Here is a 12,584-nt window from a genome sequence, read left to right as displayed (position 1 = left end):
GCTCGGACACGTCACGGTAGGTCGGTCGGGCGGGGGTTGAGGGGCTCACCGAACCGTGGGGCCCGGCCCGGGACGCAGTGCCCGTAGATGGACACGTCCGCATGGGACTCGTACGCCTGGAACAGGACGGCGAAACCGTCCCCTGCCGTCCCACCGAGGTAGCCGTTCGGGTAGCTGACGACGGTGCGCTCGGGCGTCAGCGTGTCGTCGTGCTGCACGCGGGCTCCGTCGTACCCGATCGCAGCGAGCGCCTTCGTGACGCGCTGGGCGACCTGGTCGGGCGTGCCCGGGAGCGGGAGCCTGCGTGCGGCCGAGTACGAGTACTGGGCGGCTTCCTGGTCGCCGGTGCCGCAGATGAACCACGCGGGTTCGTCGTCGCCCCAGCCGTCCTGCCCGACGACCGAGCGCACGGCGGCGAAGATGTCCAGGACGTCCTGGTGCGACTGTTCGACGTTCATCGACGTGTCCTTCTGCATCGGGGAGTCCGGGGCGGGGCCGGTGCACCCGGTCAGGAGTGCGGTGACCACCAGGGCTCCGGCGAGTGCCGCCCACGACCGTTCAGAGCGTCGGGTCACCGGTGCCCCCGGTCTGCCAGCCGTACATGAGCCAGTCGTCCTTGGTCTGCTGCCGCATCCGGTCGAAGGGGCGGCCTCGCTCCGGGATCTCGTCCCCGTGTCCCATCGCCGCTCGTGCAGCGTTGTGCTGGGCGGTGGTCCCGTTGTCGAAGTACGAGTACCGGCCGTCGTCGTCATCGCCGTCGTACGGCCCGTGGCGGGTGACGCCGTGCAGGGTGTCCGACCCACGGCCCTCGGTCTCGGAGCTGAACGCGTGCGCGTCCCACGTGGACTCGGTCGGGTCACGCCGACCGGACAGGTTCTGCCCGGTGACGGCCCAGCCGTCCTTCGCGCCCTGGCTGGCGAAGACCTGCCCCTCGGGCACGTGCAGCATGGACGCGTTCGGTACGGCGTCCGTCACACCGGCCGAGCCGAGCAGCACCACGTGGTCGGCGTGGGTCTCCGTCAGGGCGATGGTCGCCACGGTCGTCCCGTAGGAGTGCCCCATGACGGTCAGGTCGGCGTCCCGCCCGGCGGCCGCTCGTGCCGCGTGGAACCCGTCGAGGTCGGCGACGAGTCGCTCGGCACCCGCTCGCGCGCGGTCGTTCGCCAGGACGGACCGGAACGACGGGTCGTCGGCCATCGGCGGGTGGTAGCCGATCCAGGACAGGACGGCCACGTCGCCCGCGCGGGCACCGGACACCCGAACCTGCGCAGCACGCATGCCGATGGCGATCGCTCCGTAGTCCTGCACCGTGCCGTCCTGGTACGTCGCGGTGTTCATGCCCGGCACGATGACGCTGACGTGCGTGGCACGGTCGAGGTCACCCGCGACGATCTGCGCGAGCGGGGGACGGTCGTCGACGAGTGCCACCAGCGAGACCGGTGTCGTGGCGAGGGTGTCCTGGATGTTCCGGTAGGCGTCGCGCTGCCGTTCCCAGACGAGCAGCTGCTCCCGTGCCGTCGCCGCTTCGGCCGGGTTCCGGGCCGCGTCGTGCCGCCCACGCCAGTGGCGGACCTGCTTGCGGGCGTGAGCGAGCCGGTCAGCCAACACCGTCGTGTTCGCCCGTGCCCGCGCCCAGGAGGCGACACCGGCCAGGTTGCCGATGACCGCCGGCATCGCCGCGACGAACGCCCGCTGGACCGCGGACGGCGCACCGTCGACGCCCGACATCGCCTGCCACCACCCGGCCACCTGCGCAGGGTCGAGTCCGGCGAGCCGCTCGGCGACCCGTGCGTCATCACCGAGCGCGGCGACGGTCTCCGGGTCGAGGGTGCCGAGCCAGGTGAGGAACTGCCCGTCGCTCATCGCGGACACGACCGTGGCGGAGACCAGCTTGCCGAGCACCGACCGGTCCTCGAGCGCGGAGGCCGCCGCTCGGTCGGCTGCGGCTCGGCGGGCGACGAGCTCGTCCCACTGCGCCGTCAGCCGAGCGTCCAGCGCTGCCAACCACTCGCCGCTGCGCTCCAGCTGCTGCAGGAGCGCACGGTCCGACTCGACCGCATCCGGTCCGGACGCCACCACGGTGGCATCGCGGATCGCCCGCTGGTTGGCCGCGATGTCGTCCGCGGTGTTCCGCCGGGTCGTCTGCAGGCTCGCGGCGTCGTCCTGGATCTCCCGCACCTGGCGTGCGTAGGTGGCGAGTGCGGCCGACGCCGCGTCCAGCCGCGCCGCGACGCGCTGGGCACTCGCCGGCATCGCCGCCGCCGTCACGAGGAACCGCTGTTGCGCCCGCCCCGCCCAGCCGGACGCCGCGTGCTCCGCGGCGACGAGCACGTGCCGGGCGCCGTCACGGACCGCGTCCGAGTGGTCGTCGTGCCGACGGGCGATCCGCTGGATGCCGTCCGGGTCGCCCGCGACCGGGTCCGCGCTCACCGGACCCGCCGGGCGAGGTCGGCATCCGCACGCAGGACCGCTTCGGCGGCGGCGGTCACGTACTCGCGCAGCGTGTCCGCGTCGTCACCGAGGGAACGGATCATCGCGTCGTGCGCCCTGGCCGACGCGACGAACGCGGACTCGACAGCCCCCGAGCCGAACGCGCCGCCGTCCGAACCGGACAACGGGCGCTCAGAGCGGAGGTCGGTGACCGCCTGCCCCGCCGCTCGTGCGACCGCCTGCATGGTCGGCAGGTCGACCGTCAGATCCCCCATGGTGCCCCCTCGTGTTCCCCGAGGAGGTCAACATATCACCGCTGAAGTACGGTGTGTCAAGCGGGGTTCAGCGGTCGATCGGGCGCCCCCGCTCGCCGCTCGCCCAGCCCGTGTCCGCCGTGTCCCCGACCCGCAGCGACAACGTGCCGCCCCGCGTCACGAACGACGCCGGCACCCAGGACCGCTCGTGCGTCCACCCGTTCAACCGGGCGCTCTGCACGTACGGCTCGGTCCCCGAGGACCGGATGACGATCCGCTCGCCGCTCGAGCGCCGGATGTCGACCGTGCTGAACGTCGGGCTGCCGATGAGCATCTCCGCTCGCCCGGGCGTCTGCGGGAACAAGCCGATCGAGGCGAAGACGTACCAGGCGCTCATCGTGCCGAGGTCGTCGTTGCCCGGCAGGCCGCCAGGGCCGGTCGAGTAGGCCTCGTCCACGACCTGCCGCACGGTCTCCTGCGTCTTCCAGGGCTTGCCGAGCGCGTTGTACATCCACGGCGTGTGGATGTCGGGCTCGTTCGTCGGGTCGAACTTCGTGGCGTCGCCACCGGTCACCGCGAACGCACCGGTGCTGTCGTGGAAGAAGTCGTCGAGCCGTGCGACCGTGGCGTCGTCACCGCCGAGCGCGCTCGACAGTCCCTGCACGTCCTGCGGCACGAGCCAGGTGTACTGCGCGCTCGTGCCCTGCGCGAACCCGGTGCCGGTCGAGGGCGACCAGTCCGGCGTCCACGATCCGTCGGCCTGACGAGCAGCCTGGTAGCCGACGGCGGCGTTGAAGGTGTTCTTCCAGTAGGACCCACGCTCCGCGAACATCCGGGCATCCGAGCGCAGCCCGAGCGAACCCGCCCAGTACCCGAGCGCGCTGTCGGAGATCGAGTCCTCGAGGGTCTCGGCCGCACCACCCCAGCACGAGCAGTCGTCGTTCGCCGCGTACTGCCGCTCCAGGTACTCGTCGAGTGCGGGCCGCTGCGCCAGGCACTGCCCCGGGCACCCGATGTCGCTCTCGGCGTCCGCGTTCTCGACCGTCGCCTGGTGCTTGAGCGAGGCGTAGGCGGCCCGGACGTCGAAGTTCCGGACGCCCATGGCGTACCAGGTGGCGAGCGTCGCGGCCGAGGGGTCGCCGGTCATCACGTGCGTCGGCGCTCCGAGGTGCAGCCACCGGTCCCACACGCCGCCGTTCTGCTCGGCGAACCGCAGCATCGACTGCGCCATGTCCCCGGCGACGTCCGGCCGCAGCAAGGCCAGCAGCTGGATCTGCGCCCGGTACTGGTCCCACCCGGAGTACGTGCCGTAGACGGCCCGGTGTCCGCGGTCCATCCGGTGCACCCGCAGGTCCGGGCCCAGGTAACGACCGTCGCGGTCGTTCAGCGTGTTCGGCTGCATCAGTGCGTGGTAGACCGACGTGTACAGCTGGGTGGTCCGGTCCGCCGTGCCGCCACCGACGCGCAGGCGCGACAGTTCACGGTTCCAGGAGGCCCGTGTGCCGGCCGCCACGCTGGCGACGGTCGAGCGCTTGGTCACCTCGCCGTCACGGTTGGCGACCGCACCGGCTGCGCTCACGTACGAGATGCCGATCTTCGCCTGCACCGTCGCTCCGCGACGCGCATCGAACCCGACCCACGCGCCGGAGCCGCGTCCGGCGCGGTCGGCGCCGGTCAGGTACCCCTCCCCACCGGAGGAGGACGTGCCTCCAGGCTGGACCGTGCCGTCCTTCCAGGTGCCGGTGCTCGCGAACGCCGTGTCGAAGGTCGCGGTGAAGTAGAGGCGGTAGTAGCTGCGGCGGTCCGGGTTGGTGGCGCCGCCGCCGTTCGCGCGGCGGCTGCAGAAGCCGCCGGTCAGGACGCTGCCGCTGACCGTGCGGGTGCGGGGGTCGACGCGGGTGATCGCGGCCTCGCTGCCGTTGATCGAGTTCGACGTGCGGAAGAGCAGGTTCGCGTCCTTGCCGGCCGGGAACGTGAACGCACCGACGCCAGCGCGGGTGGTCACGGCCAGGTCGGTGCGGACGCCGTTGTCGAGCGTGACGCCGTAGCGGCCGGGGCTCGCGGACTCCTGGTCGTGGGAGTACCCGGCGGCGTAGACGGCGTCCTTCGAGTCGGCGGACGGCGAGGTCGTGACCGGGGTCGTGACCGGCATGATCGGCACGTCACCGGCAGCCCCGGGAGCACACCCGGCACCGTTCAGGTGCGTCAGGCTGAAGCCGCGCAGCCGGTTCACGTCGTACGAGTAGCCGTTCGCGACCGGGGTCGACGTCTGGTCGCCCGCGGTGCCCGTGGGGCTCCACTGCATCATGCCGAACGGCGCGGTGGCCCCGGGCCAGGTGTTGCCGTTGTTGCTCGTGCCGATGAAGGGGTCGACGTACCGCGCGGGATCGCTGACGGTGCGCCCGGCCTGCGTCGAGGGCGTGGCCACGGCCGGCGCGGCGACGATCGCCGTGCCCAACAGTGCGGCGATCGTGGCCACCGCGGCGAGCGGGAGCGGACGGACGAGCGGGCGACGGTGCACGCGAGATCGGTTCACATCGGTGACGCTAGCCCCCTCGGACGGGGGACGCCGCCTGCGTCACCGACCGCTCTCCCGCTGTTCACGTCGGGTTCGGCGTCGGGCCCGGCCTCGGTCAGACGACGGTGCGGGCGGCGACCTCGTCGACGAAGGTGCGGACCCGCTGCCGGAACACCGGATCCGCGGCGGCCCCGCGGACGGGCACGACGTGCAGTCGCCGGTCACCCCGACGCAGCGCCGGCCCGACGAACACCCCCTCGGCGACGTCCGGCGCGGTGGCCGACCAGAGCGTCGAGCGAGCGCCGTCCTCCGCGGTCCGGGCCATGCTGCGCGCGATCACGCCGCCGAGGCGCTGCGCGAGGGTCTCGGCCTGGTCGTTCATCCCCGTCGCCGCGATGCCGGGGTGTGCGATGACCGAGCGGACGTCCGAGCCGGCCGCGCGGAGCCGCTCACCGAGGTCGACCGCGAGCGCCGTCGCCGCCGTCTTCGAGTCGGTGTACACGGCGAGCTGGGAGTAGTCACTCGGATCGTCCACCCCGCCCGGTGCGGGCACGCGGCGGGTGCGCTGCGACAGGTTCGACCCGACGAGCACGACCCGGGGCGACGGTCCGCCGAGCACCGGGAGCATCGCGTCGGCGAGCACGGCCGGCCCGACGACGTTGGTGGCCCAGGTGCGTTCGATGCCCTCGTCGGTCAACCCGAACGCGCCCAGCGTCGCGCCGGCGTTGTTGACGAGGGCGTCCACGACGATGCCGTCCGCCGCGAGCTGCCGGGCGAACGCCGTGACCGAGGCGACCGACGCGGTGTCGACGACCCGCGCCTCCAGGCCGACGGGCAGGACGCGAGCCGCCTTGTCGGGGTTGCGGACCGCCGCGATGACGCGTGCTCCGGCGGCTGCGAGTCGGGTCGCGACCACCAGCCCGAGTCCGCCGGTCGCGCCGGTGACCACCACGGTCCGGCCGCGCTGGTCGGGCATCGCGGACGGTTCCCACTCGAAGGTGTCCATGGTCGTCTCCTGCTCAGTCGTCGTCCGGAATCGGATGATCCATCCGGAACGCTAGCACAAGCGGATAGAGTGTCCGTATGACGATCGCGATGGCCCGACCCGAAGCGCTGCGCTCCGATGCGCAACGCAACCGGACCGCGCTGCTCGACGTCGCCCGGTCGTTCCTCAAGCGGGGCGAGCAGCCGCTCCTCAACGCCGTCGCGCACGAGGCCGGCATGGGTGTCGGGACCGCCTACCGGCACTTCCCGTCGCAGCAGCACCTGCTCGAGGCGCTCGCGATCGACGCGCTCGAGGACATGCTCGACCTCGTCCGTGTCGCCGTCGCGCTGCCCGACGCGGTGGACGCGCTCCGGGGGGTCGTGACGGCTGCGTTCCGGAGCATGGTCGACGACGCGGCCCTCGGTGACCTGCTGACGAACGGCGGGTTCTCGTGCGCTGACACCGCGGCGCTCGCGGGCGACCTGGTCGAGTCCGTCGACGCGTTGCTCGCACGGGCACGGGCCGAGGGGCTCGTGCGTGCCGACGTCGACGCGGACGACCTGCGACGGCTGCTGTGCGGGATGCGGGTGGCCGCCGTGGCGGGTGGCTCCCGGGTGCACGACCGCGAGCGCTACGTCGAGGTGCTGCTGGCGGGCCTCCGCCCGGCCTGACCACCGCTCTCGCGCCCCGCGTGCCTCGCTGTCAGGATGGGCGCATGAGCGTCATGGTGTCCGTCTTCGATGCGTACCGGTCCCGCACGAGCGAGAAGTACACGGCCTACCCGCCGGACGTGCTCCCCATGTTCGTCGCCGAGATGGACAGCATGCTCGCCGAACCGATCCGCGACGCCCTGGTCACGGCGGTGACGAACGGCGACACCGGGTACGTCGGGCACGGACGGGCCCTGCCCGAGGCGTTCGCCGACTTCGCCGAGAGCCGGTGGGCATGGCGGGTCGACCCCGACCTCGTCCGCACCACCACGGACGTGTCGGTCGCGGCGGTCGAGGTGCTGCGCCGGGTCATCGAGCCGGGCGACCAGGTCGTCATCATGCCGCCCGTGTACCCGCCGTTCTGGGAGTACGTGTCCGAGGCCGGCGGCACCGTCACCGAGGTCCCGCTGCTCGCCCCCGCAGGCCCGGCCGACCCCTTCGACACCACGGCCGGCTGGCAGATGGACCTGGACGGCATCGCACAGGCGTTCGCCGACGGAGCCCGCACGGTGCTGCTCTGCAACCCGCACAACCCCCTCGGCCTGGTGCACGACCGCGCGTCGCTCGTCGCACTCGCGAAGCTGGCCGCCGAGTGGGACGCCGTCGTGGTGTCGGACGAGATCCACGCGCCGCTCGTGCACGCCGACGCGGTGTTCACGCCGTTCCTGGAGTCATGCCCCGAGGCCGCGTCGCTCGGCGTCGCCCTGACGAGTGCGAGCAAGGCCTGGAACCTCGCCGGCACGAAGTGCGCGATGATGATCGGCGCCTCGGAGCAGGCCCGCGCCTGGTTCGACGGACTGCCGACCGAGGTCGTCGAGCGCACCGGCATCCTCGGCTACACGGCGAGCGTCGCCGCCTTCAGCGAGGGCGAGCCGTGGCTGGCGTCACTGCTCACCGAGCTCGCGGCGAACCGGCGCACCCTGGCCGAACGGATCGGCGACGTGCTGCCCGGCGGCGAGTACCGGCAGCCGCAGGCGTCGTACCTGGCGTGGCTCGACCTGCGGGCGCTGCCGTGGGGCGACGACCCCGCGGCGGAGCTCGTCGACCGGGCGAAGGTGGCGCTCGGCTCCGGCCCGGCCTTCGGACGGCAGGGCCGGGGCTTCGCGCGGCTGAACTTCGGCTGCTCGGCGGAGACCCTCGACGAGGGACTCAGCCGCCTCGCCGCAGCCGCGCGCGCCTGAACCCGAGCCCAGCGCCTACTCGAACCGCTGCCAGGCCGGCTTGTTCGCGTACGTGTAGCGGTAGTAGTCGGCGAGCTGCAGCCCGGCGGCGGCTTCCTCGTCGACGACGACGGTCGCATGCTCGTGCAGCTGCAGGGCCGAACCGGGCACGAAGGAGCTGAGCGGCCCCTCGATCGCAGCGGCGACAGCGGCCGCCTTCGACGGGCCCTGGGCGACGAGGACGAGCTCGCGGGCCTCGAGGATGGTGCCGAGCCCCTGCGTCATGCAGTGCGTCGGGACCTGCTCGGGCGAGTCGAAGAAGCGCGCGTTGGCGTCACGGGTCGACGGCGCGAGGGTCTTGATGCGCGTACGCGAGGCGAACGACGACGTCGGCTCGTTGAACCCGATGTGGCCGTTGGCCCCGATGCCGAGGATCTGCACGTCGATCCCGCCCGCGGCACGGATCGCGGCGTCGTACTCCTTGGCCGCGAACTCCAGGTCGGCGGCACGGCCGTCCGGCACCCGCACGCGCGAGGCGTCGAATCCGAGCGGTGCCACCACGTCGCGGGCGATCACGGCCGCGTACGACTCGGGGTGCTCGAGCGGGATGCCGACGTACTCGTCGAGGGCGAACCCACGAGCCTCGGCGAACGAGATCTCACCAGCCTGCACCCGGCGCTGCAGGTCGGCGTAGATGCCCTGCGGGCTGGATCCGGTGGCGAGACCGATGACGGCGGACGGCTTCTTGGCGACGACGGACGCGATCTTGGCCGCGGCGACGCGACCGACCTCGTCCGGCGTGGGCAGGATGATGATCTCCACACGGCAAGCCTACTGGTCATGACCAGTCTGCGACAGGGGCCGTGTGGGTAGCGTGGAGGCATGCCGACCCCCGACTTCGTCCTGTCCCTGCGCGAGAAGATCGGCACGGCGCCGCTCTGGCTGTCGGGCGTGAGCGCCATCGTGACCCGCGGCTCCGGCGCCGATCGCGAACTGCTCGTGGTGCGGCGTGCCGACACGGGCGCGTACACCCCGGTCACCGGGATCGTCGACCCGGGCGAGGAACCCGCCGTCGCCGCCGAACGCGAGGTCCTCGAGGAAGCCGACGTCGTCGCCGTCGCCGAACGCCTGGCCTGGGTGCAGGTGCTGCCCGAGATGACCTACCCGAACGGCGACCGGTCGCAGTACCTCGACCTCGTCTTCGCCTGCCGGTACGTCTCCGGCACGCCGAACCCCGCCGACGGCGAGAACACCGAGGCGTTCTGGGCTCGGCTCGACGCCCTGCCCGACATGTCGGAGAACATGCGGGCACGCGTCGAGGCAGGGCTGGCCGACGAGCGCGAGGCGCGCTTCCAGCGCTGACCCCACCGGTCTGGAGGCGCGGTGCCAGGCCGCCACGGGCCTCCCGTCCGCCGTCGGTCGCGCCCACCCCGCCAAAGCGACAGAAGTCCGCGAAGCATCCGCGCCCATCTGTCGCTTTCGCGACGGTGAGCGCGGTCGCGAGCGCGATCTGTCGCTTTCGCGGGGGGGGGGGGGGGAGCTACGCGAGCGGCGCGACCGCGACCGGTGCGCCGAGCAGGCGCACGGCGACGGGGTCGCCGGTGGCCCGGCGGTCGCCGACCTCGTGCTGGACGGTCACGACGGTGTCGTCGTCCAGGCGGACGGTGGTGCGGCGGATCGACCCGAGGAAGCTCGAGGTGACGACGGTGCCGGTGATGCCCTCCGGGGCGAAGGCGATGTCCTCCGGCCGGACGTAGGCGAGCACCGGCCCGTCCGGAGCCGAGGAGTCGAGGGCCGGCACCCTGAAGCCGTACACGAAGACGTCGCCCCCGCGCAGGTCGCCCTGCAGCCGGTTCGACTGGCCGACGAAGTCCGCCGTGAACGCCGACGACGGGGTGCGGTAGAGCTCTTCGGGCGTGCCGACCTGCTCGACGTCGCCCGCCTGCATCACGGCGATCCGGTCGGAGACGGCGAGCGCCTCCTCTTGGTCGTGCGTCACGAACACCGTGGTGATGCCGAGGTCGCTCTGGATGCGGCGGATCTCGTCGCGCAGCGAGACCCGGACCTTCGCGTCGAGGGCCGACAGCGGCTCGTCGAGCAGGAGCACCCGGGGGCGGGTGACCAGGGCGCGGGCCAGGGCGACGCGCTGCTGCTGTCCGCCGGAGAGCTGGTGCGGGTACCGCTCGGCGAACTCGCCGAGGCGGACCATGTCGAGGGCCTCGACCACGCGGCTCTTGCGCTCGGCGGCGGGGACCCGGCGCATCTCGAGGCCGAAGGCGACGTTCTGCCGGACCGTCATGTGCGGGAACAGCGAGTACTGCTGGAACACCATGCCGATGTCGCGCTTGTTGACCGGGGTGTCGGCGACGTCCTGGCCGTCGATGCGGATCGAGCCGGCGTCGATGGCCTCAAGGCCCGCCAGCGCGCGGAGCGCCGTCGTCTTGCCGCAACCGGATGGGCCGAGCAGTGACACGAACTCCCCCGGCTCGACGCGGAGCGACAGTCCCGCGAGTGCACGGTGTGCGCCGTAGTGCTTCTCGACGGCGTGGAGTTCGACGACGGCACCGGTGGTGGCGAGCGACGCCGGGGCTGCCGGAGCGGTGACGGTCATGCGGACTCCTCGAGGCGGGGACGACGGGTGGTGCGGGTGCGGCGGACGCGGCCCGTGCGACGGGTTCCGATGCGGCCGATGAGGACGAGCAGCACGAAGCCGAACGCGAGTGCGGCGACCGAGAAGATCGCGGCGACGTACGGGTCGGTCCCCTGCACGAGCACGAGCCCGGTCTGGAACGTGCTGCGGGAGAGGAACGCGGCGAGGGTGTACTCGCCGAGGACCACGGTGATCGTGAGGAAGCACGCGGCGGTGATGCCCCGACGCAGGTTCGGCAGGAGCACGCGCCAGGTGACGGTCCACCACGAGGCACCGAGCGACCGGGCCGCCTCGGACAGGACGATCAGGTCCGTCGCGGTGATGGCGGCGGCGATCGGGCGGAACGCGAACGGCAGCGTGATGATGCCGATCGCGAACGCCAGCGTCCAGGAGCCGGACCCGAAGACCTGCGAGACGACCTGGTACACGGGGATGAACCCGACGACGAGCACCACGACCGGCACGGTGATCGGCACGATGCAGACGAACTCCAGGACGCTCCGGAGCCTGGGGTAGCGGAGCGCGGTGATGATCTGGGCGGGCAGCAGGACGAGCAGCACGATCCCGACGGTGATCACGGCGATGAGCAGCGACGCCCCGAGCCCGTCGAACACCGGCTGGTAGGTGAACGCGTTGGCCGGGTCACCGATCGCCGCCCAGTGCGCGAAGGTGAGCCCGCCGTCGGTGCCCTGCCGGAAGGTGAACTGCAGCAGGGCGACCAGCGGCACGGCGAACAGGAGCCCGATCACGGTGAGCACGATCGCTGCCGCACCACGGGACGGGGCCGTGCCGAAGCGGCGGACGCGGGACGGGCCTCCGAGCCGAACCGGCTGCGCCGGGCGGACCGGACGGACCGGGGCCGCCGCGCTCATCGCTGCCACCGTGCGGCACGGCGCTGCAGCAGCGAGTACGCGCCCATCACGACCGCCATCACGACGACCATGCCGAAGGCGAGCACCCCGGCGACGTTCTGCAGGCCGGCGAGCGTCTCGCTGGTGAGCTGCGTGCGGATCGTCAGCGGCACGATGCCGCCCTGCGAGATGAGGGCCGCGGCGGTGGCGAACGACGAGAAGCCGTTCGCGAAGAGCAGCAGGAGCGACCCCCAGAACGCCGGCGCCAGGACCGGCAACGCGATCCGGCGCCAGTACGTCAGGCGCGAGGCCCCGAGGGTCGCGGCGGCCTCGCCCCACTGGGCCTTGACGCCCTCGAGTGCGGGCATGAACGTGAGGACCATGAGCGGCACCTGGAAGTAGACGTAGGGGATCACGAGCCCGGGCACCGTGTACAGGAAGGCGCCGTCCGCGTTGAGGTCGACGTGGAAGACCGTCACCAACCACGTCGTGACGAGGCCCTGCACACCGATCGTGGCGATGAACGCGAACGCGAGCATGACGCCGCCGAACTGGGCGAGGACGCTCGCGGCCGAGTCGATCATCGACCGGACCAGTCCGTCCGGCCGCAGTGCCGAGAGCGCCCAGCAGACGACCGCGCCGAGCACGGCACCGATGACCGCGGAGGCGGCGGACAGGCCGAACGACCCGCCGAACGCCCGCAGCACGGACGGGTCGGCGAAGGCCGCGAGGTTCGCGAACGTGAACGCTCCGGAGCCGTCGAAGAAGCCACTGCCGATCGCGATCACGGCGGGGACCGCGAGGAACAGCAGGACGTAGGCGGCGAAGGGCGTCAGCCCCAGCCAGGCGAGGCCGACGCGGCGCCGGACACGGGGTCCGGCGCCGCGTCGGACGGCATCGGTGGACGCTCGTGCGGACGTCGGGCGCACGGGGCTCGTCGCGCTCGTCGCGCTCGTCGCCGGTGCGGCGTCGGTCGCGGCTGCGCCGCTCGCCGCGGGCGCGTCTGCCGATGCGGTGGTCATGCTG

Annotated in this window: 12 protein-coding genes; 3 read left to right on the top strand and 9 right to left on the bottom strand. The window is 72.6% G+C overall.

The window, feature by feature from the left end:
* Window positions 1-11: 11 nt before the first annotated feature.
* The 5 genes from DEJ12_RS03530 to DEJ12_RS03510 all read right to left on the bottom strand — a co-directional run bounded on the left by DEJ12_RS03530 (window position 12) and on the right by DEJ12_RS03510 (window position 6,208).
* The gene (locus DEJ12_RS03530; protein WP_258370510.1) at window positions 12-575 is read right to left on the bottom strand and encodes a hypothetical protein; all 564 of its coding nucleotides are present in this window, start codon (window positions 573-575) and stop codon (window positions 12-14) included.
* Window positions 559-2,430 (bottom strand): alpha/beta hydrolase, encoded by a 1,872-nt coding sequence (locus DEJ12_RS03525; RefSeq protein ID WP_111029040.1) that lies wholly within the window; start codon window positions 2,428-2,430, stop codon window positions 559-561. Before DEJ12_RS03525 ends, DEJ12_RS03530 begins: the two co-directional genes overlap by 17 nt.
* Window positions 2,427-2,705, bottom strand: coding sequence for a hypothetical protein (locus DEJ12_RS03520; RefSeq protein ID WP_111029039.1), 279 nt, complete (start codon window positions 2,703-2,705; stop codon window positions 2,427-2,429). Before DEJ12_RS03520 ends, DEJ12_RS03525 begins: the two co-directional genes overlap by 4 nt.
* Before the next feature lie 67 nt (window positions 2,706-2,772).
* Entirely contained in the window at window positions 2,773-5,220 is a 2,448-nt protein-coding gene (locus DEJ12_RS03515) for a GH92 family glycosyl hydrolase (protein WP_258370509.1), read from the bottom strand.
* 97 nt (window positions 5,221-5,317) lie between these two features.
* The gene (locus DEJ12_RS03510; RefSeq protein ID WP_111029037.1) at window positions 5,318-6,208 is read right to left on the bottom strand and encodes an SDR family NAD(P)-dependent oxidoreductase; all 891 of its coding nucleotides are present in this window, start codon (window positions 6,206-6,208) and stop codon (window positions 5,318-5,320) included.
* 77 nt (window positions 6,209-6,285) lie between these two features.
* Here DEJ12_RS03510 and DEJ12_RS03505 point away from each other — a divergent pair, with 77 nt between their 5' ends.
* Window positions 6,286-6,858 carry a TetR/AcrR family transcriptional regulator gene (locus DEJ12_RS03505; protein ID WP_111029036.1) on the top strand — a complete coding sequence of 191 codons (573 nt, stop codon included), beginning with the start codon at window positions 6,286-6,288 and terminating at the stop codon, window positions 6,856-6,858.
* Between the two features lie 44 nt (window positions 6,859-6,902).
* The gene (locus DEJ12_RS03500; protein ID WP_111029035.1) at window positions 6,903-8,078 is read left to right on the top strand and encodes a MalY/PatB family protein; all 1,176 of its coding nucleotides are present in this window, start codon (window positions 6,903-6,905) and stop codon (window positions 8,076-8,078) included.
* Window positions 8,079-8,093: 15 nt separating this feature from the next.
* Here the strand turns inward: DEJ12_RS03500 and nagB are convergent, their stop codons facing one another.
* The gene (nagB, locus tag DEJ12_RS03495; protein WP_111029034.1) at window positions 8,094-8,879 is read right to left on the bottom strand and encodes a glucosamine-6-phosphate deaminase; all 786 of its coding nucleotides are present in this window, start codon (window positions 8,877-8,879) and stop codon (window positions 8,094-8,096) included.
* Window positions 8,880-8,939: 60 nt separating this feature from the next.
* On the opposite strand from nagB, the gene DEJ12_RS03490 reads away from it, so the two are divergent.
* Window positions 8,940-9,419, top strand: coding sequence for an NUDIX domain-containing protein (locus DEJ12_RS03490; RefSeq protein ID WP_017888122.1), 480 nt, complete (start codon window positions 8,940-8,942; stop codon window positions 9,417-9,419).
* 178 nt (window positions 9,420-9,597) lie between these two features.
* Here the strand turns inward: DEJ12_RS03490 and DEJ12_RS03485 are convergent, their stop codons facing one another.
* From DEJ12_RS03485 to DEJ12_RS03475, 3 genes are read right to left on the bottom strand one after another with little or no spacing between them, the layout of a single operon-like run.
* Window positions 9,598-10,668, bottom strand: a complete 1,071-nt coding sequence (locus DEJ12_RS03485) for an ABC transporter ATP-binding protein (RefSeq protein WP_111029033.1) — start codon at window positions 10,666-10,668, stop codon at window positions 9,598-9,600.
* Window positions 10,665-11,579: an ABC transporter permease gene (locus tag DEJ12_RS03480; RefSeq protein WP_111029032.1), complete on the bottom strand. Its 915-nt coding sequence runs from the start codon at window positions 11,577-11,579 to the stop codon at window positions 10,665-10,667. Before DEJ12_RS03480 ends, DEJ12_RS03485 begins: the two co-directional genes overlap by 4 nt.
* Window positions 11,576-12,580 carry an ABC transporter permease subunit gene (locus DEJ12_RS03475; protein WP_258370508.1) on the bottom strand — a complete coding sequence of 335 codons (1,005 nt, stop codon included), beginning with the start codon at window positions 12,578-12,580 and terminating at the stop codon, window positions 11,576-11,578. The genes DEJ12_RS03480 and DEJ12_RS03475 overlap by 4 nt, the downstream gene beginning before the upstream one ends.
* Between the last annotated feature and the right edge of the window lie 4 nt (window positions 12,581-12,584).

It is taken from the genome of Curtobacterium sp. MCLR17_059 (assembly GCF_003234665.1).
Lineage (GTDB): Bacteria > Actinomycetota > Actinomycetes > Actinomycetales > Microbacteriaceae > Curtobacterium > Curtobacterium flaccumfaciens.
This window is presented reverse-complemented; position numbering and strand designations above follow the sequence as displayed.